Source organism: Pseudomonas sp. RIT-PI-a (assembly GCF_001187875.1).
GTDB classification, from domain to species: domain Bacteria; phylum Pseudomonadota; class Gammaproteobacteria; order Pseudomonadales; family Pseudomonadaceae; genus Aquipseudomonas; species Aquipseudomonas coleopterorum.
On the sequence record NZ_LGIR01000011.1, the window covers coordinates 142,172 to 167,163 of the forward strand.

The following is a 24,992-nucleotide window of genomic DNA, read 5'->3' on the forward strand; positions in this document are numbered from 1 at the left end:
CCTCGCCGACCTATTTGAAACGCTTAGCGGGTGTACTCTTTATGACGGTGTGGATAGTCGTGTCAATCCTTGCGCTGATTCTCAGCCCCATGGTATGGCTGCGGCCCTCGCGCAGCCAGAGCGGGCGCATGGCCGTGCGCATGCAGGCCCGTCGCATGGGTCTGGCGATGCAGCTGGCGCCGCAGCAGTGGCCACACTGGTTGAGCGTCGAGCCGCCCGACCCGTGCGCGCAATACCATCGGCCACGCCGCAAGGGTCGGTTCGACAGTTGGAGCTACTGGCAAACTGAACCGGGCGTGTGGTGCAACCAATGGCGCGAAACCTGCGTCGATCCGCATCTGCTGCCGCACCTGGCGACCCTGCCGCCCGATGTCTACAAGCTCGAAGCCGGTCCGCAGATGTTGGCCCTGTACTGGGGCGAGAAGGGCGATGAAAAGGTGCTTCAGGATATTGCCAAGGTCCTGCAAGCGCTGGCTTGATCCCGATCTCCAGCTATCGTCATATGCCTGCGGCAGGCTGTCGCAGGTGCGTGTTATTCCCCATTCCAGAAATGACCGCAAAGTCGCGTTTTCAAAGGCCTAGCGCGGCATTTGACAATCGCCCGCATTTCCGTGAATGTACACGCACCCCAATCAAACGGGCGTATGAATCGAGCGTTTTTCTGTCACGCTCCAGCACTATCCCGACTACCGCGCTGACGGGTATGCCTGGCTACAGAGAGCGGCGGCCATGTACCGCCCCCTTTTTACCCAGCGTCCGGCGTGTACTGTTCAGCTTCCATATCGTGGAGATCAGTGGATGATTTACGAAGGTAAAGCCATCTCGGTGAAGGCTCTTGAAAGCGGCATCGTCGAACTGCGGTTCGACCTCAAGGGCGAGTCCGTCAACAAGTTCAACCGTCTCACGCTCGAAGAGCTGCGCGAAGCGATCGCGGCGATCAAGGCCGACGCTTCGGTCCAGGGCGTGATCGTCAGCAGCGGCAAGGACGTCTTCATCGTCGGTGCGGACATCACCGAATTCGTCGAGAATTTCAAATTGCCCGAGGCCGAACTGGTCGCGGGTAACCTGCAGGCCAATCGTATCTTCAGCGACTTCGAAGACCTCGAGGTTCCCACGGTTGCCGCCATCAACGGCATCGCCCTGGGCGGCGGCCTGGAAATGTGCCTGGCCGCCGACTACCGGGTCATGTCCAGCGAAGCCAAGATCGGCCTGCCCGAAGTCAAGCTGGGCATCTACCCGGGTTTCGGTGGCACGGTGCGCCTGCCGCGCATCATCGGTGCCGACAATGCCATCGAGTGGATCGCCTCCGGCAAGGAAAACGGTGCCGACGATGCGCTCAAGGTGGGCGCGGTCGATGCGGTGGTGGCAGCGGACAAGCTCGAAGCCGCGGCGCTCGACCTGATCAAGCGCGCCATCAGCGGCGAGTTCGATTTCAAGGCCAAGCGCCAGCCCAAACTGGCCAAGCTCAAGCTCAACGCCATCGAGCAGATGATGGCGTTCGAAACCGCCAAGGGTTTCGTTGCCGGCCAGGCCGGGCCCAACTATCCGGCGCCGGTCGAGGCGATCAAGACCATCCAGAAGGCAGCCAGCTTCGGTCGCGAGAAAGCCCTGGAAATCGAAGCCGCCGGTTTCGCCAAGATGGCCAAGACCTCGGCTGCACAAAGCCTCATCGGTCTGTTCCTCAACGATCAGGAGCTCAAGCGCAAGGCCCGTGGCTACGACAAGGTGGCTCGCGACGTGAGCCAGGCTGCCGTGCTCGGTGCCGGCATCATGGGTGGCGGCATCGCCTATCAGTCGGCGCTCAAGGGCACGCCGATCCTGATGAAGGACATCAACGAGAAAGGCATCGAGCAGGGCCTGGCCGAAGCCTCCAAACTGCTGGGCGGCCGTGTCGAAAAAGGGCGTCTGACCGCAGCGAAGATGGCCGAAGCGCTCAACGACATTCGGCCGACGCTGTCCTATGGCGATTTCGGCCATGTCGACATCGTCGTCGAAGCTGTAGTGGAAAATCCCAAGGTCAAGCAGGCCGTACTGGCCGAGGTCGAGGCCCAGGTCAAGGACGACACCATCCTGGCGTCCAACACCTCGACCATTTCCATCAACCTGCTGGCTCAGGCGCTCAAGCGCCCGGAGAACTTCGTCGGCATGCACTTCTTCAACCCGGTGCACATGATGCCGCTGGTCGAAGTGATTCGTGGCGAGAAGTCCAGTGAAGTCGCCGTCGCGACCACCGTCGCCTACGCCCGCAAGATGGGCAAGAACCCGATCGTGGTCAACGACTGCCCTGGCTTCCTGGTGAACCGTGTGCTGTTCCCGTATTTCGGCGGCTTTGCCCGACTGGTCAGCGCCGGTGTCGATTTCGTGCGCATCGACAAGGTCATGGAAAAGTTCGGCTGGCCCATGGGCCCGGCCTACCTGATGGACGTGGTCGGTATCGACACCGGTCACCATGGCCGCGACGTGATGGCCGAAGGGTTCCCGGACCGCATGAAGGACGAGCGTCGCTCGGCCATCGACGCGTTGTACGAAGCCAACCGGCTGGGGCAGAAGAACGGCAAGGGGTTCTACGCCTACGAGACCGACAAGCGCGGCAAGCCGAAGAAGGTCGCCGATCCTGCGGTTCTGGATGTGCTCAAGCCAGTGATCTACGAACAGCGCGAAGTCAGCGACGAGGATATCGTCAACTGGATGATGATCCCGCTGTGCCTGGAAACCGTACGCTGCCTGGAAGACGGCATCGTCGAAACTGCGGCCGAGGCCGACATGGGCCTGGTCTACGGCATCGGTTTCCCTCCCTTCCGCGGCGGTGCGCTGCGCTACATCGATTCGCTGGGCGTTGCCGAATTCGTCGCCCTGGCCGACCGCTACGCGGAGCTGGGTCCGCTGTACCAGCCAACGCCGAAGCTTCGTGAAATGGCGCGCACCGGGCAGACCTTCTTCGGGCAAGCGGCCAACGTACAGAACAAGGGTGAATGACTTATGAGCTTGAATCCTAGAGACGTGGTGATCGTCGACTTCGGTCGCACCCCGATGGGCCGTTCCAAGGGCGGCATGCACCGCAACACCCGCGCCGAGGACATGTCGGCGCACCTGATCAGCAAGCTGCTGGAACGCAACGCCAAGGTCGACCCGGCCGAAGTCGAGGACGTGATCTGGGGCTGCGTCAACCAGACCCTGGAGCAGGGCTGGAACATCGCGCGCATGGCGTCGCTGATGACCCAGATCCCGCACACGGCAGCCGGCCAGACCGTCAGCCGTCTGTGCGGCTCGTCCATGAGCGCACTGCACACTGCGGCTCAGGCCATCATGACCGGCAACGGCGACGTGTTCGTGGTCGGTGGCGTCGAGCACATGGGGCACGTCGGCATGATGCACGGCGTCGATCCGAACCCGCACATGTCGCTGTACGCCGCCAAGGCATCGGGCATGATGGGCCTTACCGCCGAGATGCTCGGGAAAATGCACGGCATCACCCGCGAACAACAGGACGCCTTCGGCGTGCGCTCGCACCAGTTGGCGCACCAGGCCACGGTGCAGGGCAAGTTCAAGGACGAGATCATCCCGATGCAGGGCTGTGACGAAAATGGCTTCATCAAGGTCTTCGACTACGATGAAACCATTCGTCCCGACACCACCCTGGAAAGCCTCGCCGCGCTCAAGCCTGCGTTCAACCCCAAGGGCGGCACGGTCACGGCCGGTACCTCGTCGCAGATCACCGACGGTGCCTCGTGCATGATCGTGATGTCGGCGCAGCGCGCCCAGGATCTGGGCATCACGCCATTGGCGGTGATCCGTTCGATGGCCGTGGCCGGCGTCGACCCTGCGATCATGGGTTACGGACCGGTTCCGGCGACCCAGAAAGCGCTCAATCGCGCAGGTCTGGGCATTGCCGACATCGACTTCATCGAGCTCAACGAAGCCTTCGCGGCACAGGCCCTGCCTGTGCTCAAGGATCTGAAAGTGCTCGACAAGATGAACGAGAAGGTTAACCTGCATGGCGGCGCCATCGCCCTGGGGCATCCTTTCGGTTGTTCAGGTGCTCGAATTTCCGGCACGCTGCTCAACGTCATGAAGCAGAACGGTGGTACGTTCGGTCTGTCTACCATGTGCGTAGGCCTGGGGCAGGGCATCACCACGGTTTTCGAACGCGTCTAGTCCAGACGCATGGAGTCGAGCGAACCGGGGCCCAGTGTCCCGGTTTTGCTTTTTTCCGGTTTACTCAAAAAGTTTTTCAACACGTATTTCAAGCGAGGCGCACCATGCAGTTACAGCCAGGGCTCTATCGTCACTACAAAGGCCCCGAGTATCGTGTCTACGGCGTCGCGCGCAGTTCCGAGGACGAGCAGGAAGTCGTGTTCTATCAGGCGCTTTACGGCGAATACGGCCTCTGGGTTCGACCGCTGAGCATGTTTCTGGAGTCGGTCGAGGTTGACGGCGAGAGCGTCCCGCGCTTTGCTTTGATCGAAGCCGAACCCAGCCTGTTTTCAGTTCCGCAGGCGCCGACCGCTTGAACCCCGGCGCTTGACCTCAGGTTCTCACCACTATATATAGCGGAGCCTCGCAAGGCGCCGCATGCCTTTCATTTCAAGAATTCAGGAATTTTCCGATCCATGGGCAAATCGCTGGTCATTGTGGAATCCCCGGCTAAGGCCAAGACCATCAACAAGTATCTGGGTGACCAGTACGTGGTGAAGTCGAGTATCGGCCATATCCGAGACTTGCCCACCAGCGGTTCGGCGAGCGCCAGCAAGGAGCCGGCCGCCAAGCGCGGCAAGGCTGCCGCCAGCGACGCAGCGGCGCTTTCGCCCAAGGAAAAGGCCCGCAAGCAATTGGTGGCGCGCATGGGCGTGGATCCGGACCAGGGCTGGAAGGCCAAGTACGAGATCCTTCCCGGCAAGGAAAAGGTCATCGAGGAGCTGCGCCGGTTGGCCAAGGATGCCGACACCATCTATCTGGCGACGGACTTGGACCGCGAGGGGGAAGCCATTGCCTGGCACCTGCGCGAAGCCATCGGTGGTGACGACAGCCGCTACAAGCGCGTGGTGTTCAACGAGATCACCAAGAAAGCCATCCAGGAAGCGTTCTCGCGTCCTGGCGAGTTGGACATCGACCGCGTCAATGCGCAGCAGGCCCGACGTTTCCTCGACCGCGTGGTCGGCTACATGGTCTCGCCTCTGCTGTGGCAGAAGATCGCCCGTGGGCTGTCGGCAGGCCGCGTGCAGTCGGTGGCGGTGAAGCTGGTGGTCGAGCGCGAACGCGAGATCCGCGCGTTCAACCCTGAAGAGTACTGGGAAGTGCACGCCGACCTGGCGTCGGCCAAGGCCGCCAAGGTGCGTTTCGAAGTGGCCCGCGAGAACGGCGAGGCCTTCAAACCCTTGAACGAAGCCCAGGCCATGGCCGCGCTGGCCAAGCTCAAGGACGCCAGCTACAGCATCGTCAAGCGCGAGGACAAGCCGACCAGCAGCAAGCCTTCGGCGCCCTTCATCACCTCGACCTTGCAGCAGGCCGCAAGCAACCGCCTGGGCTACGGCGTGAAGAAGACCATGATGATGGCGCAGCGCTTGTACGAGGCCGGCTACATCACCTACATGCGTACCGACTCCACCAACCTGTCGGTGGACGCCGTGCAGATGGCGCGTGCCTACATCGAGAGCGAATTCGGCAAGAAGTACCTGCCCGAAGCGCCGATGGTCTACGGCAGCAAGGAAGGCGCCCAGGAGGCGCACGAAGCCATTCGCCCCTCGGATGTGAACACCCATCCCAGCAAGCTGGCCGGCATGGAGCGTGACGCCGAGCGTCTGTACGAATTGATCTGGCGTCAGTTCCTGGCTTGCCAGATGCCGCCTGCCCAGTACCTGTCCACCACGGTTACTGTAGCGGCCGGCGATTTCGAGCTGCGCGCCAAAGGCCGCATCCTCAAGTTCGACGGTTACACCCGTGTGCTGCCGCAGATGAGCAAGCCGGGCGACGACGACGTGCTGCCGGACATGAACCAGGGCGAACAGCTCAAGCTGTTGCACCTAGACCCGACCCAGCACTTCACCAAGCCGCCTGCGCGCTATTCCGAAGCCAGCCTGGTGAAAGAGATGGAGAAGCGCGGCATCGGTCGACCTTCGACCTACGCGGCGATCATCTCCACCATCCAGGACCGCGGCTACGTGGCGCTGCACAACCGTCGCTTCTACTCGGAAAAGATGGGTGACATCGTCACCGAGCGCTTGTCCGAGAGCTTCTCCAACCTGATGGACTACGGCTTCACCGCCGGCATGGAAGAGAATCTCGATGACGTGGCTCACGGTGAGCGCGACTGGAAGAACGTGCTCGACGAGTTCTACGGCGACTTCAAGGGCAAGCTCGATGTTGCAGGTGCTGCCGACAGCGGCATGCGCGCCAACCTGCCGACCCTGACCAACATCGCCTGCCGCGAGTGCGGCCGCCCGATGATGATCCGCACCGCTTCCACTGGGGTGTTCCTGGGCTGTTCGGGCTATGCGTTGCCGCCCAAGGAGCGCTGCAAGTCGACCATCAACCTGATTCCGGGCGATGAGATCGCGGCCGACGACGAGGGTGAGTCCGAGTCGCAGATCCTGCGCGGCAAGCATCGCTGCCCGATCTGTGCAACGGCCATGGATGCCTATCTGGTCGACGAGAAGCGCAAGCTGCACATCTGCGGCAACAACCCCGACTGTCCAGGCTACGAGATTGAAGAGGGCAACTACCGCATCAAGGGCTACGAAGGCCCGAGCCTGGAGTGCGACAAGTGTGGCAGCGAGATGCAACTCAAGACCGGCCGTTTCGGCAAGTTTTTCGGTTGCACAAATCCCGAATGCAAGAACACCCGCAAGCTGCTCAAGAGCGGCGAAGCGGCGCCGCCGAAAATGGACGCGGTGAAGATGCCCGAGCTCAAGTGCGAAAAGGTCAACGACACCTACGTCTTGCGCGACGGCGCTTCGGGTCTGTTCCTGGCCGCCAGCCAGTTCCCCAAGAACCGTGAGACCCGCGCGCCGCTGGTACTGGAGATCATTCCGCACAAGGACGAGATCGATCCCAAGTACAGCTTCCTGTTCGATGCGCCGATCAAGGACCCGGACGGACGCCCGACCGTGATCCGCTACAGCCGCAAGACCAAGGAGCAGTACGTGCAGAGCGAGGTCGAGGGCAAGCCGACCGGTTGGAAGGCTTTCTACGACGGCAAGACCTGGAAGGTCGAAGACAAGCGCTGAGTCGCTGGTTGCAAAGAGGCCGCACCGTCCGCCAGGACCGTGCGGCCTTTTTCATTTGTGGCTTGCACTGGCTCTGCGGGTTCCCGACACTGTAGGCGATCAGTGTTCATTGCGGAGACCGCCACCATGGCCTATGAGCTCTACACCCGTACCAACCAGAAAATCTATTTCGCCGGGCTGGCGCTGGAAGCCATGGGCAAGGCCGAGCAGGGCCAGGCGATCAACGCCCAGGCGCAGTTGCAGGCGCAGCGCGAGTCGGCGCTGTTCCACCTCTACGGTGCCTTGCTGGGGCTCTGCCATGAGATCGCCGGTTACTACCGCCTGCCACAGGCCGGCACAGCGCGCGCCGAAACCCTGCTGACGCCGCAGGCGTTGGATGGCACGTCGATTCCCGAACTTGGTGAACTGGTGGAGTTGGCCCAGCATCCGCATACCTGGCTGGCGCAGTTGCTTGCCGCCCATGGCGCGCTGTTCGTACCGCCCAGGGCGCCCAAGAAGCCCAAGGGGGACGTGACCCAGCCGTTGATACAGGCGGTCAATCTGGACGAGGTGGAGGAGCCGGAACTGAGTCGCGAGGTGCTCGAAAGCTGGCGTCAGCAGCTCAAGGGCTTGACCGTTCGCTTCAGAGAAGGGTTGAGTGAGTGCTGATTCAGCGTGGCGCTGCTACAATGCTCGCCTTTCGTGGAGAACATGTCCTTATGCCTACGTCCTTTCTTGAGATTGTCGAGCTGCCTGACGGCCGCATCGAGTTGCGTCGTGCCGAGGACGAAGGTTCGCTGGTGACGCTGAATTTTTCCGAAGATGCCAAGGCATTTCTGCAGGGCCAGCATGTAGAAGTGGCCAAGGCCATGCTAAGTGTCGGCGTACAGATGGCCGGCAAGCTGGTGGAAGGTGAAATCGACAAGGACGACGGGCCGCGCGTCCTGCACTGATGCTGCCGCTCAGCGAGCGCCTCGCGCTTGCCTGGGCGGACAGTACCCAGTGTGTTTCTTGGCTATCCCAATCGAATGTTCAAGCTCTGCGCGCCGCCCTGGCGTGCGGCCGTGATCAATTGTTGCCTGGCCACGGCCGGCAACGGATTGAGCCAGCTCACCACAGTATGACTACGACCCAGACGCAGCGCTTCGCACGCCAGTTGCTGTGCGCTCTGCGTGCCCCGCGGCTGCAATAGCAGTATCCGTTCGCGATTGAGCCCGGCATCGCGCAGCCAGGCCTGGGTCAGGCTCGCCGGTGGCGCGATCAAGGTCATCCAGCGCGCGTCCTGCTCCTCGCTCAGTTCGCGCAGCATGGGGGCCAGCAGGTTCAGGCAGTTCCCCGCAGCACCGCGCAGCGACATCTCGCTGAATACATCCGGCTCGGCAACGGTCCAGGGCGACTCGACGGCCTCCTTGAATCGCGGCGCCACCGGTGCAGACATGAAAGCTTCGAACAGCGACATCTGTGCTTGTTGGGATGAAAGGGGAAACTGCATGACGCCTCCTTATCGACGAATGACGCCGACGCTCAGACCTTCAATGACCAGATCCTGATCCTTGAGGTTGACTTCAATGGGTGCGAAGTCGGGGTTTTCCGCAACCAGGAAAACCTTGTTGCCCTCGCGCTGGAACCGCTTGACCGTCACTTCATCGCCGATACGGGCCACGACGATCTGGCCATTGCGCACTTCACGGCAGGTGTGCACGGCGAGCAGGTCGCCGTCGAGGATGCCGACATCACGCATGCTCATGCCCTGTACCCGCAACAGATAATCGGCGCGTGGATGAAAGAAGCCCGGGTTGATCTTGCAGGACTCCTCGATGTGTTCCTGCGCCAGAATGGGCGCGCCCGCTGCAACGCGGCCGACCACTGGAAGACTGGAATCGTCGTTGCGCGCTTCGGAGCCGGGAATACGAATGCCGCGTGAGGCGCCCGGGGTCATTTCGATCGCGCCTTTGCGCGCCAGGGCCTTGAGGTGTTCTTCAGCGGCGTTGGGGGATTTGAAGCCCAGTTCCTGGGCGATTTCTGCACGGGTAGGTGGGAAGCCATTGTCGTCAAGGCAGCGCTTGATGAAGGCGAGAATTTCAGCTTGGCGTGGCGTCAATTTCAACATTTGGATGGCTCTGTCTTTTTGTACAGTGACTGGGATTATATACAGTGGATTGCGCTTGGCAACATCGTTTTCTGGAGCAGAGGTCGGTGGATGTTCGCATGCTGCGCTAAGGCGATGAATTTGTATGCTTTAATACGTGACCCCATGGCCACGAACAGCCCGCTCGGACTTGACAGTCGGGCGCTTTGAAACGTATGTTTCAAACAAGTGTTTGTCAGGCGGAGTTGCCATGGCCCAGTCGGAAACCGTTGAACGCATCCTCGATGCCGCGGAACAGCTTTTTGCGGAAAAAGGCTTCGCGGAAACGTCGCTGCGCCTGATCACCAGCAAGGCCGGGGTCAATCTGGCGGCGGTGAACTACCATTTCGGCTCGAAGAAGGCGCTCATCCAAGCGGTGTTCTCGCGATTCCTCGGGCCTTTCTGTGCCAGCCTCGACCGCGAGCTGGAGCGACGTCAGGCCAGTGCCACGCCCAAGGCCAGCCTCGAGGAGCTGCTCGAGATTCTCGTCGAGCAGGCCCTGGTGGTGCAACCGCGCAGTGGCAACGACCTTTCCATCTTCATGCGCCTGCTGGGCCTGGCCTTCAGCCAGAGCCAGGGTCACCTGCGTCGTTACCTCGAAGACATGTACGGCAAGGTGTTCCGCCGCTATATGCTGCTGGTCAATGAGGCAGCGCCGCGCATTCCGCCCATCGAGCTGTTCTGGCGCGTGCATTTCATGCTCGGCGCCGCCGCGTTCAGCATGTCCGGGATCAAGGCGCTGCGTGCCATCGCCGAAACCGACTTTGGCATGGACACCTCAATCGAGCAGGTCATGCGTCTGATGGTGCCATTCCTCGCGGCGGGCATGCGCGCGCAGAGTGCGGTGACCGACCCGGCCATGGCTGCGGCCCAGCTGCGCCCGCGCAGCAAGAGCACGCCGGCCGCCGTGAAGGCCTGAGGCCTGCACGGCCAACCTCCCGATCCCCCTCTACAAGGAAACCTCATGAGCGCTCGTCTGCAAGGCTCCCTGATGGTCGACGTCGCCGGCACCTGGCTTACCGCCGAGGACCGGCATCTGTTGCGCCAACCCGAAGTCGCCGGACTGATCATCTTCGCGCGCAACATCGAGCATCCACGCCAGGTACGCGAGCTGACCGCGGCCATCCGCGCCGTACGGCCGGAGCTGATCCTGGCTGTGGATCAGGAGGGGGGACGCGTGCAACGTCTGCGTCAGGGCTTCGTGCGTCTGCCGGCCATGCGTGAGTTGGCGCATCATGCCGATGCGGTCGGCCTGGCCGAGCATTGCGGCTGGTTGATGGCCGCCGAAGTGCTGGCTGTGGGCCTGGACCTGAGCTTCGCGCCGGTGCTGGACCTCGATCATGGCCACAGCGCCGTGGTCGGTACCCGTGCCTTCGAGGGTGATCCCGAGCGCGCGACGGCGCTCGCCGGGGCGTTCATCCGAGGCATGAATGCCGCAGGCATGGCAGCGTGCGGCAAGCATTTTCCCGGCCATGGCTGGGCCGAAGCCGACTCCCACGTGGCGATTCCCACCGACGAGCGTTCCCTGGAGCAGATTCGCGCGTGCGATCTGGTGCCCTTCGCGCGGTTGGCCGGCCAGTTGGCGGCGGTCATGCCGGCCCATGTCATCTACCCACAGGTGGACGGCAACCCGGCGGGCTTCTCGCGTCGCTGGCTGCAGGACATTCTGCGCGGCGAACTGGGTTTCGAAGGGGTGATTTACAGCGATGACCTGTCGATGGCCGGCGCTCACGTCGTGGGTGACGCTGCCAGTCGGATCGAAGCCGCCCTGAGCGCGGGCTGCGACATGGGCCTGGTGTGCAACGACCGCGCTGCGGCCGAACTGGCCTTGAGCGCTGCCCAGCGCATGGGCGTGCAGCCTTCGCCACGCATCGCCGCCATGCGCGGCCAGGCCTTCGCCAATGTCGAGTACCGTCAGCATCCGCGCTGGCAGCAGGCGACTGCTGCACTGCGCGCGGCGGCATTGATCGACTGACCGCGGTTACTGGCCGGCCAGCAGGCGCACGGGCTGGCCGGCGTGCCAGGCCAGTATGTCTTCGATCATCTGAGTGAAGAACAGCCGGTAGTTGTTGCCGGTAACGTAGCCGATGTGTGGCGTCGCCAGCACGTTGTGCAGCGTGCGGAACGGATGATCTTGCGGCAGCGGCTCCTCGTCGAACACATCCAGTGCCGCGCCAGCGAGGCGACCCTCGCGCAGGGCTTGGATCAGCGCGGTCTCGTCGATGATCGGGCCGCGTGAAGTGTTCACCAGCCGCGCGCCCGGCTTCATCCACGTCAAAGCCTGTGCATCGACCAGCCCACGGCTGCGCTCGCTGAGCACCAGATGCACGCTGAGCACGTCGGCCTGTTCGAACAACTGCTGTTTGTCGACGTACTCCACGCCCACTTCGGCGGCGCGTTGCGGCGTGAGGTTCTGGCTCCAGGCGATCACGCGCATACCGAACGCCTGGCCGAAGCGCGCCACTTTCTCACCGATGCTACCCAGGCCCAGCAAGCCCAGGGTGCTGCCATGCAGATCGCCACCCAGGCCGATTTGCCAGCCACCGCTGCGCAGCGAATGGGCTTCGCCGAGCAGGTCACGGGTCAAGGCCATCAGGAGGGCCCAGGTCAGCTCCGGCGCCGCATGCTTGTAGCTGTCGGTACCGGCGACCTGAATGCCCAGTCGGGTCGCGGCCTGCAGGTCGATGGCGGCGTTGCGCATACCGCCGGTCACCAGCAGTTTGAGTTGCGGCAGCTGCTGGAGCAGGGCTGCGTCGAAACAGGTGCGTTCACGCATCACGCAGATGACGGTATAGGTCGCCAGACGCTCGGCCAGAGCGCGGCCGTCGGCAGGGTAATCGTGAATGAAGTCGAGCTGGCCGACAGCCTGCAGCGGGGTCCAGTCGACCACGTTTTCAGCCACCGATTGCCAATCGTCGATGACGGCTATTCGCATGGGCATTGCCTCTTGTCAGAGCGGTTTCTGGGGAACGTCCAGCCAGTCGAGCAGGGCCTTGTGGAAGCGCGCCGGTTCTTCCATCTGCGGCGCGTGGCCCAGGCCTGCGAACTCCACCAGGGTGCTGTGGGGGATCATCTGACTGGCCTGCTTGCCCAGCACGGCGTACTTGCCCAGCCGTGCCTTGACCTCGGGCGGTGCGATATCGCTGCCGATGGCCGTGGTGTCGGCGTCGCCGATCAGCAGCAGGGTCGGCACCTTCAGGTCCTTGAACTCATAGACCACCGGCTGGGTGAAGATCATGTCGTAGATCAGCGCCGAGTTCCATGCCACCAAGGTATGTCCCGGGCCTTTGTTCAGGCCGGCGAGCATGTCCACCCAGCGATCGTATTCCGGCTTCCAGCGACCGCCATAGTAGGTGGTGCGCTCGTAGTTGCGGATGCCCTCGGCGGTGACCTTGGACTCGCGCTCGAACCACTGGTCGACACTGCGATAGGGCACGCCCAGGGCTTTCCAGTCTTCCAGGCCGATCGGGTTGACCATGGCCAGGCGCTCGGTGTCCTCGGGAAACATCAAGGCGTAGCGGGTCGCCAGCATGCCGCCGGTGGAGTGGCCCATGATCACCGCTTCCTTGACCCCGATGCGGGTCAGAAGGTCATGGGTGTTGTTGGCCAGCTGCTGGAAACTGTATTGGTAGTGTTCCGGCTTGCTGGAGGTGCAGAAGCCGATCTGGTCCGGTGCGACCACTCGGTAGCCGGCATCGCTGAGCGCCTTGATCGAGCTTTCCCAGGTGGCGGCGCAGAAGTTTTTGCCATGCATCAGCACCACGGTGCGGCCGTTGGCCTTGCCATTGGCGGCAACGTCCAGGTAGCCCATCTGCAGGCTTTTGCCTTGGGACTCGAAGGCGTAATGTTGCAGCGTGTACGGATAGTCGAAGCCCTGCAGTTCGGGACCGTAGGCGGGCGAGGATTCGGCGGCGAGCAGCGTCTGGGCGATGACACTGGCGAGCGCCAGCAGGGACAGGCGAAGCATGGAGACCTCCTGGAATGGACGGTGGCGCAGGATGGACGTACGGTTGCAGGGTGTTGCCGGCCAGCACCGTAGCACCTATTGGAGGCCGACATGGCCCGGTGGTGCCCGGCTGCGACGAGAAATGTCCCGCATCAGGTTTCAGAATGCTACAAACACGACGCACGATCATGGCCGGGGAGCCGTCCATGGATCGCTACAACAATAATCATCGAGGCAGAGAATGCCTCCACCTGGAGATAGGCCATGGCTTTTGAAACCATCCTCTTGGAAACCCGCGGTCGCGTGGGTTTGATCACGCTCAACCGCCCGCAGGCGCTGAACGCTCTCAACGCTCAGTTGATCGACGAGCTGAATCAGGCCTTGGATACTCTGGAAAGCGATCGTGAGATCGGCTGCATCGTTCTCACCGGCTCGGCCAAGGCGTTCGCCGCCGGCGCGGACATCAAGGAAATGGCCGAACTGCGCTATCCGCAGATCTACCTGGACGATCTGTTTCACGAGAGCGACCGGGTCGCCAACCGACGCAAGCCGATCATCGCTGCCGTGGCCGGTTTCGCCTTGGGCGGTGGGTGCGAACTGGCGTTGATGTGCGATTTCATCCTGGCCGCCGACAACGCCAAGTTCGGCCAGCCGGAAATCAAGCTGGGCGTGCTGCCGGGCATGGGTGGGACGCAGCGCCTGACCCATGCGGTGGGCAAGGCCAAGGCCATGGAGCTGTGCCTGACCGGTCGCCTGATGGGCGCCGAAGAAGCCGAACGCTCAGGGCTGGTGGCCCGCATCGTGGCCGCCGACGGGTTGTTGGATGAAGCCATGGAGGTTGCCGCACAGATCGCAGCGAAATCGTTGCCGATCGCGATGATGGTCAAGGAAAGCGTCAATCGTGCGTTCGAGGTGAGCTTGGCAGAAGGGGTTCGTTTCGAGCGTCGGGTGTTTCACGCCGCCTTCGCCAGCGAAGATCAGAAAGAGGGGATGGCGGCGTTCATCGCCAAGCGCGAGCCGCAGTTCAAGGGGAATTGATCGAAACAGGGCTGGTCCATAGCCAGCCCTGTCGCTATGCGGTGATTACAGCGCAGTTACAGTAGGTAGTTGCGCAGCTCGCGGGCGATCAGCATGCGCTGGATCTCGCTGGAGCCTTCGTAGATCTGGGTGATGCGCGCATCGCGGTAATACTTCTCCACCGGATAATCTTCCAGATAGCCATAGCCGCCGTGTATCTGCACGGCGCTGGAGCAGACCCGCTCGGCCATTTCCGAGGCGAAGAGCTTCGCCTGGGAGGCTTCGGACAGGCAGGGCAGGCCTGCACTGCGCAGGCGTGCGGCATGCAGCACCAGCAGTCTCGCGGCGTTGACCTGCACCTGCATGTCGGCCAGCAGGTTAGCCACGCTTTGGTGCTCGATGATCGGCTTGCCGAACTGAACCCGCTCGCGGGCGTAGCCCAACGCCGCTTCGAACGCCGCGCGTGCGATGCCCAGTGCCTGGGCGGCGATGCCGATACGGCCGCCTTCCAGGTTGGACAGGGCGATGTTCAGGCCCTTGCCGCGCTCGCCAAGCAGGTTGGCGGCAGGGACGCGACACTGGCTCAGGGTGATGGCGCAGGTGTCGGAGGCGCGGATACCGAGCTTGTGCTCGCTGCGGTCGACGGTGAACCCGGGCGTGTCGGTGGGCACCAGAAAGGCGGACAGGCCCTTCTTGCCCAGTTCCGGGTCGGTCACCGCGAAGACGATGGCGAGCTTGGCCCGACGACCGTTGGTGACGAATTGCTTGGCACCGTCGATGACCCAATGTTCGCCATCGAGCACGGCGCGGGTGCGCAGGTTGTTCGCCTCGGAGCCCGCCTGAGGTTCGGTCAGGCAGAAGCAGCCGATGGCCTCTCCGCTGGCCAGCGCCGCCAGCCAGGCGTCCTGCTGGGCCGGGCTGCCATAGTTGAGCAGGGGGCCGCAGCCTACGGAGTTGTGCACGCTCATCAACGCCCCCAGCGCGCCATCGGCGGCGGAGATTTCTTCCACCGCCAGGGCGTAGGCGACGTAGTCGGTATAGCTGCCGCCCCATTGCTCGGGCACCACCATACCCAGCAGCCCGAGGGTGCCCATCTGCGCCACCAGGGCGTCATCGATCCAGCCGGCCTGTTCCCAGGCACGGGAATGGGGGGCAACTTCGGCGCGGGCGAAGTCGCGCGCCATGTCACGGATCATGATCTGTTCTTCGCTCAGTTCCAGGTCTTGCATGGCAGACTCCGGCCTCAGAGGCCTTGGAAGAAAGGCTCGATGCGCGCAGGCGTGAGCCGGTCTAGCGTCGGTGGGTTCCAACGCGGGTTCTTGTCTTTGTCGATCAGTAAAGCACGGACGCCTTCGATCAGGTCGCCCTGTTCGAACCACTGGCGGTTGAGGTGCAGCTCCAGGGCGAAGCAGTCGTCCAGGCTGAGGTGGCGACCGCGGCGCAGCAGTTCGAGGGTCACCGCCATCGCCACTGGCGAGCGGGTGCGCATCAGCCGCGCGGTGTTCTGCGCCCACTGCTGACTGTCGGCGACGTTCACGTTTTCCAGTTGCTCGACCAGGCTGGTCAAGTCGTCCTGACTGAAGAAGTGATCGATGGCCGGCCGCAGCCGGTGCAGCGGGGCGTCGGGCAGGCTTTGCACGCCGAGACGGGCGAGGACGCCCTGCAGATCCTTGAGAGGGTTGTCGCCCCATTGCAGTCTGTCCAGGCGCTCATCGAGCAGGGTCAACCGGTCGCTTTCCAGGTGCCAGTCCGCCAGACCGCAATAGAGTGCATCGGCGGCCTCGATCTGGACCCCGGTGACGCCCAGGTAGGTGCCGATTTCACCGGGGATGCGGCTCAGGAAATAGCTGGCGCCGACATCGGGGAAATAGCCGATGGCGACTTCAGGCATGCCCAGCTTGCTGCGCTCGGTGACGACGCGCAGTTCGGCCGCTTGAGCCAGGCCCATGCCACCGCCCAGGGTGTAGCCGTCGAGCAGGGCCAGTACGGGCTTGCGATACTGATGCAGGCACTGGTCCAGGGCGTATTCTTCGTCGAAGAAGACCTCATGCAGGGCTTCATGGCCGCGATAGCTGAGGTAAAGGTTGCGAATGTCGCCGCCGGCGCAGAAGCCGCGGTCGCCAGCGCCACGCAGCACCACGGCATGGATGTGCGGGTCCAGCGCCCACGCGTCGAGATAGCCGCGTAGGCCACGGATCATGTCGAGGGTGAGTGCATTCAGACCGGCGGGGCGGTTGAGGGTCAAGTGGCCGATGTGGTTACGGACTTCGCCGAGTACCTGATCATCGAGCCCCAGGGAAGACCGCTGGGGAGGTGGAAAGACCTGAGTTGTCATCGCTGAATCCCTGCTTGTTATTGATTTCCTGAGATAAATAAGCGGACCAGGTGATCGTGACAGGCAAGTTTGCAGCTTTCAATGCAGATTAATGCAGGTAATGCCTGCAAATTTGCACGGGTGATGGACGCTGGCCGGCATCCAGTAGACCGAGCCATCGTAACGGGGTTCGGTGTCGTTTCGGGACCTGAAGCGGTGAGGCCGGACGCGGCTTGCGCCGTTCCTGTAGCAGCGGCGCGAGCCGCGTCGGCGGTGGTTGCGGTGGGTCAGGGGTACCGCGGTGAGGCCGGACGCGGCTTGCGCCGCTGCTACAGGGAACGCGGCGCTCGCGTCGGCGGCGGGTGCGGTGGTTCAGGCGACGGCTTCGACGACTTTTCCCTGTTTCTCATACAGGAAACTGAGCACCGCCAGGCGGTACTGGTTGTAGCGCGGATCGTCGGCCAGGGCCAGGCGGCTGCGGGGGCGGGGCAGGTCGATGGTGAGGATTTCGCCGATGGTCGCCGCCGGGCCGTTGGTCATCATCACGATGCGATCGGACAGCAGCACCGCCTCGTCGACATCGTGAGTGATCATCATCACCGTGTTGTGCAGCTCGCTCTGGATGCGCATCACCTCATCCTGCAAGTGGGCGCGGGTCAGCGCGTCCAGCGCGCCGAACGGTTCGTCGAGCAACAACACCTTGGGCTGCATCGCCAGCGCGCGGGCGATGCCCACACGCTGCTTCATGCCGCCGGAAATCTCGCTCGGGCGCTTGTGCAGCGCGTGGGTCATGTTGACCATTTCCAGGTTTTGCAGGGTCCAGGCATGGCGCTCGCTCTTGCTCTTGCTGTGCTTGAAGACCTTGTCCACGCCCAGGGCCACATTTTCATAAACGGTCAGCCAGGGCAGCAGCGAATGGTTCTGAAACACCAAACTGCGGTCCGGCCCCGGCTGGCGCACTTCCTTGCCGTCGAGAATCACCGCACCGTTGCTCGATTCGATGAGCCCGGCGACGATGTTCAGCACCGTCGACTTGCCGCAGCCCGAGTGGCCGATGATGGAAATGTACTCGCCGCGTGCGACGTTCAGGTTGATCCCGCGCAGCACCTGGCTGGTGACACCGTCGCGCTCGAAGTGCTTGTCGACGTTTTCGATACTCAAGTAATGGCTCATGTTGCCTCCTCAACTTTGCGAAGTGCCGCGGGTGACCAGGCGTCCGACCATCGCCACCAAGCGATCGAGGCAGAAGCCGACGATGCCCACGTAGGCCAGGGCGAGAATGATGTCGCTGATGCGCGAGGCGTTCCAGGCGTCCCAGATGAAGAACCCGATGCCGACACCGCCAATCAGCATTTCCGCGGCGATGATCGCCAGCCACGACAGGCCGACGCCGATGCGCAGGCCGGAAAAGATATAGGGCGCAGCTGCCGGCAGCATGATCTTGCTGAAGTACTCGACGCCGTTGAGCCGCAGCACCTTGGCCACGTTGCGGTAGTCCTCGGGAATGTTGCGCACGCCCACCGAGGTGTTGATGATGATCGGCCAGATGGCGGTGATGAAGATCACGAAGATCGCCGAAGGGTAGCTGTCCTTGAAACCGGCCAGCGACAGCGGCAGCCAGGCCAGCGGCGGTACCGTACGCAGGATCTGGAACAACGGATCGAGCCCGCGCATGGCCCAGGTCGACTGACCCACCAGCACACCCAGGCTGATCCCCACCACCACGGCCAGGGCATAGCCATAGGCAACCCGCGACAGGCTGGCCAGCAGTTGCCAGGCCATGCCCTTGTCATTGCCGCCGTTGTCGTAGAACGGATCGACGATCAGCTCCCAGGTGTCACTGATCACCTGAGTGGGCGGCGGCAGCGCCGCACCCTTGCCGCTGCACACCAGTTGCCAGATCAGCAACAACAGGGCGCCGATCACTACCGGTGGCAGGCACTGCTGCAACACGAAGCGGCGGGCGTTCTTCAGCAGTTTCGCCATCACCGGCGGCTTGACCTGGGCCTTGGCGACGGCCCGGGCGGCGCTGTGCAGCTTCTTCACTTCAGCATTCATAGTGACCTCCGGTGAGTGCGGGAAACATCAGGCCAGGGCCTTGATGGACAGGCTGTCGAGATAGGCCTGCGGGTTCTGAGGATCGAAGGTCTTGCCGTCGAAGAAGGTCTCGACACCGCGCGAGTCGGAATCGGGAATCTGCGCGGCCGGCACGCTCAATTCTGCGGCGGCCAGGCGCCAGAGGTCGGAGCGATTGACCTTGGCGATCAAGGCCTGGCTGTCGAAATCCTTGGGCAGGTAGCCCCAGCGCTTGTTTTCGGTGAGGAACCACAGATCGTGGCTCTTGAATGGGTAGGAGGCGAAGTCGTCCCAGTAGCGCATGATGTGCGGGCTGTCCTTGACCACCTTGCCGGTGCCGTAGTCGAAGTTGCCTTTCATGCGCTCGATGATGTCCGCCACCGGCGCGTTGATCCAGCGACGCTTGGCGCAGATCTCTGCCACTTCGTCCTTGTTCTCCGGCCGCTCGCAGAACATCTGCGCTTCCATCACGGCCTTGAGCAGGGCTTTGGTCGCGTTGGGGTGCTTGTCCACGTAGTCGGCGCGCAGGGCCAGGGCCTTCTCCGGATGCTTGTTCCAGATCTCTCCCGTGGTGTTGGCCGTGTAGCCGACTTTCTGATTGATCAGCTGGGCGTTCCACGGTTCGCAGACGCAGAAGCTGTCCATGCTGCCGACCTTCATGTTGGCGACCATCTGCGGCGGGGGCACGACGATGGTGGACAGGTCCTTGTTCGGGTCGATGCCGCCTGCGGCCAGCCAGTAGCGCAACCACAAATCGTGGGTGCCGCCGGGGAAGGTCATCGCGGCATTGACGGTCTTGCCGCTGGCACGCTTGCTGGCCAGCGCCGCCTTGAACGGTGCGGAATCCAGGCCCAGCTTGAGGTCGGCGTGTTCGTTGCCCACCGAGATGCACTGGCCGGACAGGTTCAGCCGCGCGAGGATGTACATGGGCACTGGCTGGTTGTTGGGCGTGACCTTGCCAGCAGCGATCAGGTAGGGCATGGGTGTGAGGATGTGTGCGCCGTCGATGCCGTTGGCGGCCGAACCCAGCACCAGATTGTCCCGCGTTGTACCCCAGGACGACTGCTTGAGCACTTCCACCCCAGTCATGCCGTGCTTGGCGAAAAAGCCTTTCTCGTCGGCGACGAATAGCGGCGCGGCATCGGTCAGTGCGATGAAGCCCAGCTTGGCCGTGGTGGTTTCCAGACCGTCGCTGCCCGCTGCCCAGACCGCCGAGGACAGCCCGGGTGGCAGCAGTCCAAGGGCTGCACCGGCACCGGCCACGGTCAACGACTGCTTGAGAAAGTGCCGACGCTTGGCGTCGTGCGGGTGTGCTTTGAAAGGCGTGTCATCCATCGCTGATTCCCCTGCTGCTGGCGGCCAAAAAAATGCAAAAAAAAACGGCGGTCACGCGCTCCGGGCAGTGCTGCCGGAACGCGTGGACGCCGTTGTCCAGGATTCGAATAGTCGACCGCAGTTGGCTGCGATCCTGTGTGTCTCAAAGCAGATTGCGTGCCAAGGCGTCGAGAGCCGCACGGGACGTAGTGGTCCTCGCGCAATGGAGCGTCCGTGTGCACGGATGCGGAGCATACGGCCCGCAGGGTGCGCAAATAGGGCGCAGTCTGCGCCTCAACCTTTGCCAGCCACGGCCAATACGTTCTGCGCCATGTCGACCATGCGCAGCCCCCGCGACATCGCCGATTGCCGCAGTCGGGTGTACGCCTCGCTTTCGCTGAGGGCATATTCATTCATCAACAATTGCTTGGCCCGTTCCACCAGCTTGCGTTCATTGAGCGCCTGGCGTGCCTCGTCCAGTTGCAGGTTGGCATCCTGCAGACGGTGGGTCTGGGCCTGCAGCAGGTCCAGCAGCGAGCGGCCCATCTGCGGTCCGTGGCCGTCGGGCGCGGGGCTGTCGAGATCGCTGGCATGCACGCTGAACAGCCGGGCATCGCCGCAGCCCATGGTTTCCAGACTGGCCAGGCGTTGCAACAGCACGCGGTGGTTGTCGAGGTCGGCATTGGCCAGCTTGATGCTGCTCTGACAACTGGCCAACAGTTGTTCGGCAAGGTGCTTCTCCACCTCGTGCATCTGATCGATGCGCTGGCTGTGCAGTTCGAACCAGAGCTGCGAGAGGCCCGGGTCCACCGGATGTTGCGCCGAGGTGCGCATGCCGACTTCGCGCAGGCGCAACAACTGTGTGGTGAGTTCGCTGCGCTGCAACTCGGCCCAGCGCTGACCGGCCAGCGGGTCGGCGAATTCGCTGAAGGTCTGGAAGCAGCGCTCCTGGCTTTGCGTCAGGTGCAGGATGCGCTCCTGCACACTGGCGTCGAAAAACCCCGCCGAGAAGCCGGCCACGCCGGTGGCCCGCTCCTGACCGGCCAGCTCCTTGCCCTGCATGAAGTTGAACAGCGCCACCAGCACCCGGGTGATGTCCGGGTCGATGGCCGTGTCGGCCGCTTCGAAGACCACGGCCATGAGTCCACCGATCAGACGGGTCAGGGCCGCCGTGGCCAGGCTGGGTGCGAGCAGGCGTTCGCGAATGCGCCGCCGCAGGCCGGGCAATTCGTCGAAACCGTGCAGAACGTAGGCGACGCGGTTGAACAGGCGGGCACGGTCGGCCGCGCTGGCTGCATTGAGGTCCACGGCCTGCAAGCGCTGCAGCACGTCCTGCTCCAGCGCCTGAGCCTGCTCGGTGTGCAGGTCCAATTGCCGGCGGTGGGTTTCCACCTGGCTGCCCAGATAGAGGTTGGTGTAGCCACGTTCACGCTGCAGGGCATGCACCAGGCGGCTGATCAGCGTTACCAGTTGACAGGTGTCGGCCAGCCCGCGCAGGCCTTCGAGTTCGCTGCGGCGAGCGGCCAGCATGAAACGCAGGGCAGGGGGCATAGGACGATCAGGCAGGGCGCGATCAGGCATGGCGGGCTCGCAACTTCGGTGAGGGACGGCACGGTTGCATGCAAATCCCGGTCCCGACGTTGCGCCCGTCGCCTGCATTGCCACGTATGCCGACGGCTGCGTAACTGCTATAACGCCCAGGCCCAACAATAAAAAGGAGTCAGCGATGTCCCCCATTCGTCTCGGCGTGGTCGGCTACGGCAAGATTGCCCAGGATCAGCACGTTCCCGCCCTGCGCAATGACCCATCCTTCGAGCTGGTCGCCGTGGCCACCCTCGGCGAGCCATGCCCCGGCGTCACGCATTTCGGCAGCCTGCACGAGTTGCTCGAACAGGCCGCGGATATCCAGGCGCTGGCTTTCTGCACACCGCCCCAAGGCCGCTATGCGCAGGTCCGCGAAGCGCTGCTGGCCGGCAAGCACGTGCTGGTGGAAAAACCGCCCTGCGCCAGCCTTGGCGAGGCCATGGCCTTGGTCGAACTGGCCACCGAGCAGGGTGTGACCTGCCTGTTCGCGTGGCATTCGCGCTTCGCCGCAGGGGTCGAAAGCGCTCGGGCCTGGCTGGCGGGCAAACACCTGCAGTCGGTCACGGTCCAGTGGAAGGAAGACGTGCGCAAGTGGCACCCGGGCCAGCAGTGGATCTGGCAGGCCGGCGGCCTCGGCGTGTTCGATCCGGGCATCAACGCCCTGTCGATCATCAGCCACGTGCTGCCTGAAGCCCTGTTCGTCATCCAGGCCAGCCTGCGCTTTCCCGGCAATCGCCAGGCGCCGATCGCGGCTGACCTGAGCATGAGCGACGCGAACGGCCTGCAGGTGAGCGCCGCCTTCGACTGGGACCACGGTCATGACGAGCTCTGGCAGATTGAAGTACGTTGCGACGAAGGATGCCTGCGCCTGACCCACGGCGGTGCGCAGTTGCTCATCGACGATGTGCCGCAGACGCTCGAAACGGTAGGTGAATACCCGTTGCTCTACCGGCACTTCGCGCGACTGATCGAGGCCGGTAACAGTGACACCGATCTGCAGCCGTTGCGCCTGGTGGCCGACGGGTTTTTGCTCGGGGAGCGCGCAACGGTCGCCGATTTCGTCGACTGAAAACGCCGTTCAGGCAACTATCGGCGTTTGGCCGGTGGGCTCGGCAGCGGCGCGAGCAGGGCGTCGATATCGTTGTCCTGCAGGCGCCAGTCGCCGGTTTCCCTTGCATCGAGAATGCCGGCCGCCAAGGCTGACTTTTCCTGCTGCAGGTGCTGGATCTTTTCTTCCACCGTGCCGCGGGTGATCAGCTTGTAGACGAACACCGGTTTTTCCTGGCCGATACGGTAGGCGCGGTCGGTGGCCTGGTTTTCCGCAGCCGGGTTCCACCAAGGGTCGTAGTGGATCACCGTGTCTGCTGCGGTCAGGTTCAAGCCCACGCCGCCGGCCTTGAGGCTGATCAGGAAGATCTGCAGCCTGCCGTCCTGAAAGTCCCTGACCGGTGCCCGGCGATCGCGCGTGGTACCGGTCAGCAATGCGTAGGGGATGCCTCGCTGCTGCAGCTCCTGCTCAATCAGGCCCAGCATGGAGGTGAACTGGGAGAACAGCAAGATGCGCCGACCGCTGTCCAGCAGTTCGTCGAGCAATCGCAGCAGGCTGGCCAGCTTGCCCGAACTGTGGCCCGGCGGCGGTGCTGCAACGCTGTTGACCAGGCGCAGGTCACAGCACACCTGACGCAGCTTGAGCAGTGCTTCGAGGATGATGATCTGACTGCGCGCCACGCCCTTGCGGTCGATTTCGGCGCGTACCTTTTTATCCATGGCCAGGCGCACGGTCTCGTACACGTCGCGCTGTGCCTCGTTGAGTTCGACCCAGTGGACGATCTCGCTCTTGGCCGGCAATTCGGTGGCCACCTGCTCCTTGGTGCGGCGTAGCAGGAATGGCTTGATACGCGCGTTCAGGTGCTGCAGGCGCGTCTCGTCGCCCTGTCGCTCGATCGGCAGACGGTAGTCGCGGCTGAACTGCTTGCTGTCGCCCAGCCAGCCCGGCATCAGGAAATGAAACAGCGACCAGAGTTCGCCCAGATGATTCTCCAGGGGCGTGCCGCTCAGGCACAGGCGTTGCCGCGCGTTCAGCTGACGTGCCGCCTGCGCCGCCTTGCTGCCGGGGGTCTTGATGTACTGGGCTTCGTCGAGCACCAGTACGTGCAGCGGCACCTGTTCGAGGACTTCGGTGTCCTTGGGCAGCAGGGCATAGGTGGTCAGCAGCACGTCGTACTCGGCCAGATGCGCGAAGTGTTTCTTGCGGGTGGCGCCGTGCAGGGCCAGCACCTTGAGTGCGGGCGCGAAGCGGGCGGCTTCGTCCTGCCAGTTCGGCACCAGGCTGGTGGGCATCACCACCATGGCCGGGCGATCCAGACGCCCGGCCTGTTTTTCGATCAGCAGATGGGCGAGGGTCTGCAGGGTCTTGCCCAGGCCCATGTCGTCGGCGAGGATGCCGCCCACTTCCAGTTGCCGCAGCGCCTGCATCCAGCTCACGCCTTCCAGCTGGTAAGGACGCAGCGTGGCGTTCAAACCGTCGGGTGCGGTGACCGGACAGTGGCGGATGTCGCGCAGGCGTTCGGCAAAGTGACGTACCCGCTCGCCACCTTGCCAGTCCAGAGGCAACGTCCTTAGCCCTTCGAGGCGGGTGGCGTCGGCGGTGGCCAGGCGTATCGAGGTGTCGCCCGGTTCGCGCAGGTAGAAATCCCCCAGCGTTGCCAGCACCGGTTTCAAGCGGCCATAGGGCAGGGCGACCTGCAAGGTTCGCTGAACGCCGTCTTGCGCCGTATGCACGGGCACCAGGATCTGTTCGTCGTCGCGACGTCGCGCCAGGTGGCTCGGGTTGAGCAGTTCCGGGTGGCTGCGCAGCAGGTTGAGCAGAATCGGCAACAGGCTCAGCGGTTCGCCGTCGATCACGATGCCCAGTTCCAGATCGAACCAGTCGCGCTCGGGACCTTCCTCGATGGTGGCGTACCAGCGCTCGACCGGCGTCAGGTCGAAGGCGAACGCCTCGGCGTATTCGATTTCCCAGCCTTGCTCGCGCAACCCCGGGAGCTCGTTGAGGATGAAGCGTAGCCAGGCAGCATCGCTGGGCAGCTCGAAGATCTCGCCAGCGCTTTCCGGCAGCGCCTTGCTCTGCCGGGTCGCCAGCTTGAAGCCGATGCCCTGCAACTGCTCGCGCAGGGCTCGCTCGGCGGCCGGCTGGCGCAGGATTCGAGCGTTCTGGTTCTGCCACTGGCGCGCGACGCTGGTGGGGCGCGGCCCGCTGACGTATTCGCCGGCGTAGCCGTAGGCCAGCGCCGCACGATGCTGCACGTAACGCTGCATCTTGCCGTTGCGCGGTTCGAAGGCGCTGAACTCGACGCTGCCCAGCCACAGCCGTGGCCGCGGTTGCAGCGTATCGATCACGCGCTCATCGGGCAT

General features: G+C 63.4%; 22 protein-coding genes. 11 read left to right on the top strand and 11 right to left on the bottom strand.

Annotated features, from left to right (window positions below; genetic code table 11):
* The first annotated feature begins 41 nt into the window (after window positions 1-41).
* The 7 genes from AC788_RS02895 to AC788_RS02925 all read left to right on the top strand — a co-directional run bounded on the left by AC788_RS02895 (window position 42) and on the right by AC788_RS02925 (window position 8,155).
* On the top strand, window positions 42-479 hold the full coding sequence (locus AC788_RS02895) for a hypothetical protein (RefSeq protein ID WP_049859125.1): 438 nt from the start codon (window positions 42-44) through the stop codon (window positions 477-479).
* A 319-nt stretch (window positions 480-798) separates the two neighbouring features.
* Window positions 799-2,976: a fatty acid oxidation complex subunit alpha FadB gene (fadB, locus tag AC788_RS02900; RefSeq protein WP_049859126.1), complete on the top strand. Its 2,178-nt coding sequence runs from the start codon at window positions 799-801 to the stop codon at window positions 2,974-2,976.
* Between the two features lie 3 nt (window positions 2,977-2,979).
* Window positions 2,980-4,155: an acetyl-CoA C-acyltransferase FadA gene (gene fadA, locus AC788_RS02905; RefSeq protein WP_049859127.1), complete on the top strand. Its 1,176-nt coding sequence runs from the start codon at window positions 2,980-2,982 to the stop codon at window positions 4,153-4,155.
* 104 nt (window positions 4,156-4,259) lie between these two features.
* A complete protein-coding gene (locus AC788_RS02910) occupies window positions 4,260-4,511 on the top strand; it encodes a DUF1653 domain-containing protein (protein WP_049859128.1) in 252 nt (83 codons plus the stop codon).
* A gap of 99 nt (window positions 4,512-4,610) precedes the next feature.
* Window positions 4,611-7,223: a type I DNA topoisomerase gene (gene topA, locus AC788_RS02915; protein ID WP_049859129.1), complete on the top strand. Its 2,613-nt coding sequence runs from the start codon at window positions 4,611-4,613 to the stop codon at window positions 7,221-7,223.
* Window positions 7,224-7,349: 126 nt separating this feature from the next.
* Entirely contained in the window at window positions 7,350-7,871 is a 522-nt protein-coding gene (locus AC788_RS02920; protein WP_049859772.1) for a DUF6586 family protein, read from the top strand.
* A 50-nt stretch (window positions 7,872-7,921) separates the two neighbouring features.
* Window positions 7,922-8,155, top strand: coding sequence for a hypothetical protein (locus AC788_RS02925; RefSeq protein ID WP_049859130.1), 234 nt, complete (start codon window positions 7,922-7,924; stop codon window positions 8,153-8,155).
* 62 nt (window positions 8,156-8,217) lie between these two features.
* On the opposite strand, the gene sulA is transcribed toward AC788_RS02925, so the two are convergent.
* Together sulA and lexA are read right to left on the bottom strand one after the other, a co-directional pair.
* Window positions 8,218-8,694: an SOS-induced cell division inhibitor SulA gene (gene sulA, locus AC788_RS02930; protein ID WP_049859131.1), complete on the bottom strand. Its 477-nt coding sequence runs from the start codon at window positions 8,692-8,694 to the stop codon at window positions 8,218-8,220.
* A gap of 9 nt (window positions 8,695-8,703) precedes the next feature.
* Entirely contained in the window at window positions 8,704-9,312 is a 609-nt protein-coding gene (gene lexA / locus AC788_RS02935) for a transcriptional repressor LexA (RefSeq protein WP_049859132.1), read from the bottom strand.
* A gap of 229 nt (window positions 9,313-9,541) precedes the next feature.
* On the opposite strand from lexA, the gene AC788_RS02940 reads away from it, so the two are divergent.
* Window positions 9,542-10,249, top strand: a complete 708-nt coding sequence (locus AC788_RS02940; RefSeq protein WP_049859133.1) for a TetR/AcrR family transcriptional regulator — start codon at window positions 9,542-9,544, stop codon at window positions 10,247-10,249.
* Window positions 10,250-10,306: 57 nt separating this feature from the next.
* A complete protein-coding gene (gene nagZ / locus AC788_RS02945) occupies window positions 10,307-11,305 on the top strand; it encodes a beta-N-acetylhexosaminidase (RefSeq protein ID WP_177327946.1) in 999 nt (332 codons plus the stop codon).
* A 6-nt stretch (window positions 11,306-11,311) separates the two neighbouring features.
* Here the strand turns inward: nagZ and AC788_RS02950 are convergent, their stop codons facing one another.
* Entirely contained in the window at window positions 11,312-12,271 is a 960-nt protein-coding gene (locus AC788_RS02950; RefSeq protein WP_049859135.1) for a D-2-hydroxyacid dehydrogenase family protein, read from the bottom strand.
* Between the two features lie 9 nt (window positions 12,272-12,280).
* Entirely contained in the window at window positions 12,281-13,297 is a 1,017-nt protein-coding gene (locus AC788_RS02955; RefSeq protein WP_049859136.1) for an alpha/beta fold hydrolase, read from the bottom strand.
* A gap of 243 nt (window positions 13,298-13,540) precedes the next feature.
* Here AC788_RS02955 and AC788_RS02960 point away from each other — a divergent pair, with 243 nt between their 5' ends.
* Window positions 13,541-14,314 (top strand): enoyl-CoA hydratase, encoded by a 774-nt coding sequence (locus AC788_RS02960; protein ID WP_049859137.1) that lies wholly within the window; start codon window positions 13,541-13,543, stop codon window positions 14,312-14,314.
* 56 nt (window positions 14,315-14,370) lie between these two features.
* Here AC788_RS02960 and AC788_RS02965 read toward each other — a convergent pair whose 3' ends face one another.
* The 6 genes from AC788_RS02965 to AC788_RS02990 all read right to left on the bottom strand — a co-directional run bounded on the left by AC788_RS02965 (window position 14,371) and on the right by AC788_RS02990 (window position 21,548).
* A complete protein-coding gene (locus AC788_RS02965) occupies window positions 14,371-15,522 on the bottom strand; it encodes an acyl-CoA dehydrogenase family protein (protein ID WP_049859138.1) in 1,152 nt (383 codons plus the stop codon).
* A gap of 14 nt (window positions 15,523-15,536) precedes the next feature.
* Window positions 15,537-16,628: an enoyl-CoA hydratase/isomerase family protein gene (locus AC788_RS02970; protein ID WP_049859139.1), complete on the bottom strand. Its 1,092-nt coding sequence runs from the start codon at window positions 16,626-16,628 to the stop codon at window positions 15,537-15,539.
* A gap of 351 nt (window positions 16,629-16,979) precedes the next feature.
* The gene (locus AC788_RS02975; protein ID WP_049859140.1) at window positions 16,980-17,780 is read right to left on the bottom strand and encodes an ABC transporter ATP-binding protein; all 801 of its coding nucleotides are present in this window, start codon (window positions 17,778-17,780) and stop codon (window positions 16,980-16,982) included.
* A 9-nt stretch (window positions 17,781-17,789) separates the two neighbouring features.
* Entirely contained in the window at window positions 17,790-18,665 is an 876-nt protein-coding gene (gene ntrB / locus AC788_RS02980) for a nitrate ABC transporter permease (protein WP_082223547.1), read from the bottom strand.
* A gap of 27 nt (window positions 18,666-18,692) precedes the next feature.
* On the bottom strand, window positions 18,693-20,018 hold the full coding sequence (locus tag AC788_RS02985; protein WP_049859141.1) for a CmpA/NrtA family ABC transporter substrate-binding protein: 1,326 nt from the start codon (window positions 20,016-20,018) through the stop codon (window positions 18,693-18,695).
* Between the two features lie 273 nt (window positions 20,019-20,291).
* Window positions 20,292-21,548: a nitrate regulatory protein gene (locus AC788_RS02990; RefSeq protein WP_049859142.1), complete on the bottom strand. Its 1,257-nt coding sequence runs from the start codon at window positions 21,546-21,548 to the stop codon at window positions 20,292-20,294.
* Between the two features lie 175 nt (window positions 21,549-21,723).
* On the opposite strand from AC788_RS02990, the gene AC788_RS02995 reads away from it, so the two are divergent.
* Window positions 21,724-22,650: a Gfo/Idh/MocA family protein gene (locus AC788_RS02995; RefSeq protein ID WP_049859143.1), complete on the top strand. Its 927-nt coding sequence runs from the start codon at window positions 21,724-21,726 to the stop codon at window positions 22,648-22,650.
* Window positions 22,651-22,667: 17 nt separating this feature from the next.
* On the opposite strand, the gene AC788_RS03000 is transcribed toward AC788_RS02995, so the two are convergent.
* Complete coding sequence (locus AC788_RS03000) at window positions 22,668-24,992, bottom strand: DEAD/DEAH box helicase (RefSeq protein ID WP_049859144.1); 2,325 nt, start codon at window positions 24,990-24,992, stop codon at window positions 22,668-22,670.

What these genes read in the sequence shown, in the direction of transcription:
- AC788_RS02895 (WP_049859125.1), top strand. Translation starts at nt 42, where the DNA reads ATGACGGTGTGGATAGTCGTGTCAATCCTTGCGCTGATTCTCAGCCCC.
- fadB (WP_049859126.1), top strand. Translation starts at nt 799, where the DNA reads ATGATTTACGAAGGTAAAGCCATCTCGGTGAAGGCTCTTGAAAGCGGC.
- fadA (WP_049859127.1), top strand. Translation starts at nt 2,980, where the DNA reads ATGAGCTTGAATCCTAGAGACGTGGTGATCGTCGACTTCGGTCGCACC.
- AC788_RS02910 (WP_049859128.1), top strand. Translation starts at nt 4,260, where the DNA reads ATGCAGTTACAGCCAGGGCTCTATCGTCACTACAAAGGCCCCGAGTAT.
- topA (WP_049859129.1), top strand. Translation starts at nt 4,611, where the DNA reads ATGGGCAAATCGCTGGTCATTGTGGAATCCCCGGCTAAGGCCAAGACC.
- AC788_RS02920 (WP_049859772.1), top strand. Translation starts at nt 7,350, where the DNA reads ATGGCCTATGAGCTCTACACCCGTACCAACCAGAAAATCTATTTCGCC.
- AC788_RS02925 (WP_049859130.1), top strand. Translation starts at nt 7,922, where the DNA reads ATGCCTACGTCCTTTCTTGAGATTGTCGAGCTGCCTGACGGCCGCATC.
- sulA (WP_049859131.1), bottom strand. Translation starts at nt 8,694, where the DNA reads ATGCAGTTTCCCCTTTCATCCCAACAAGCACAGATGTCGCTGTTCGAA.
- lexA (WP_049859132.1), bottom strand. Translation starts at nt 9,312, where the DNA reads ATGTTGAAATTGACGCCACGCCAAGCTGAAATTCTCGCCTTCATCAAG.
- AC788_RS02940 (WP_049859133.1), top strand. Translation starts at nt 9,542, where the DNA reads ATGGCCCAGTCGGAAACCGTTGAACGCATCCTCGATGCCGCGGAACAG.
- AC788_RS02950 (WP_049859135.1), bottom strand. Translation starts at nt 12,271, where the DNA reads ATGCCCATGCGAATAGCCGTCATCGACGATTGGCAATCGGTGGCTGAA.
- AC788_RS02955 (WP_049859136.1), bottom strand. Translation starts at nt 13,297, where the DNA reads ATGCTTCGCCTGTCCCTGCTGGCGCTCGCCAGTGTCATCGCCCAGACG.
- AC788_RS02960 (WP_049859137.1), top strand. Translation starts at nt 13,541, where the DNA reads ATGGCTTTTGAAACCATCCTCTTGGAAACCCGCGGTCGCGTGGGTTTG.
- AC788_RS02965 (WP_049859138.1), bottom strand. Translation starts at nt 15,522, where the DNA reads ATGCAAGACCTGGAACTGAGCGAAGAACAGATCATGATCCGTGACATG.
- AC788_RS02970 (WP_049859139.1), bottom strand. Translation starts at nt 16,628, where the DNA reads ATGACAACTCAGGTCTTTCCACCTCCCCAGCGGTCTTCCCTGGGGCTC.
- AC788_RS02975 (WP_049859140.1), bottom strand. Translation starts at nt 17,780, where the DNA reads ATGAGCCATTACTTGAGTATCGAAAACGTCGACAAGCACTTCGAGCGC.
- ntrB (WP_082223547.1), bottom strand. Translation starts at nt 18,665, where the DNA reads ATGAATGCTGAAGTGAAGAAGCTGCACAGCGCCGCCCGGGCCGTCGCC.
- AC788_RS02985 (WP_049859141.1), bottom strand. Translation starts at nt 20,018, where the DNA reads ATGGATGACACGCCTTTCAAAGCACACCCGCACGACGCCAAGCGTCGG.
- AC788_RS02990 (WP_049859142.1), bottom strand. Translation starts at nt 21,548, where the DNA reads ATGCCCCCTGCCCTGCGTTTCATGCTGGCCGCTCGCCGCAGCGAACTC.
- AC788_RS02995 (WP_049859143.1), top strand. Translation starts at nt 21,724, where the DNA reads ATGTCCCCCATTCGTCTCGGCGTGGTCGGCTACGGCAAGATTGCCCAG.
- AC788_RS03000 (WP_049859144.1), bottom strand. Translation starts at nt 24,992, where the DNA reads ATGCCCGATGAGCGCGTGATCGATACGCTGCAACCGCGGCCACGGCTG.